Raw genomic sequence first — 850 nt, forward strand, 5'->3', positions numbered from 1 at the left:
CATCCGCATCCATGACCGCGGCAACATCAAACCGGCCAGCAAAGGCCTGCGAGCCATCCTCATTGACCACACGCACATCCAACGGCAACGACGACGTCTTAACCACACCAACACTGATTGGCAGCGCAACCGTCGCCTCGCCTTGGCCTGCAACCGTCACAGTCTGCTCGGCCTTCCCCGACGGGTAGACAACCTCAACACGCATCCGGGCCGCATCCAACCCAGGATTTGCAACCTTCAAGCTCACCATATTCTCACCACGGTGAAGCTCAGGGTCACCTACAACAGCAACCTTCGCGCTGCCCTGCGCGGCCTCAGCTTGCTGCATCGCTTCCTGCTGGGCAGCCAATGCCTTGGCATCAACCTTGCTACCTGCAGCACCGATGGTGGAGTTGTAATCCTTACCAATCTTGCCGGTGTTGATCATCAAGTTGTCCCAGTCAGCTGGCACACGGTAGTCACCTTTGTAGCAGTCCATACCCGGCTGGTTGCACACCTCTGGCAGTGGCCCACCAGAGACAGATTCTTCATCCGAGTAGTTAAAGTGCGTGAACTGGTAGAGGTAGTTCATCACCGAGTAGTAGTTCGGCAGGTAATCCGACTGCGGGACCTCGTTGGCGAACTTCATCGAACCATTGTGGTTGAGCCCCAGCGTGTGGCCCAGCTCGTGCATGATCGTGTTGCGCAACTGATCATCAGTGCGCATGCGTTCATGCTTGGCAACATAAAACGAGTTATCCGCAACCAGGGCCAACCCGGTACCCCAGTGGCCACGCTGCATCTGATCACCAATGACACCAACCCGGAAGACTGCCGCACGAGCACCCAAAATGGTATCGATATTCTCGAC

At 56.6% G+C, this 850-nt stretch carries 1 protein-coding gene; it reads right to left on the reverse strand.

Annotated features, from left to right (window positions below):
* The coding region (locus JMN37_RS11270) for a zinc-dependent metalloprotease (RefSeq protein ID WP_252932206.1) at window positions 1-706 on the reverse strand (706 nt) is incomplete at its 3' end.
* Between the last annotated feature and the right edge of the window lie 144 nt (window positions 707-850).

Source organism: Corynebacterium lipophilum (assembly GCF_024102595.1).
Classification (GTDB): Bacteria; Actinomycetota; Actinomycetes; order Mycobacteriales; family Mycobacteriaceae; genus Corynebacterium; species Corynebacterium pseudogenitalium.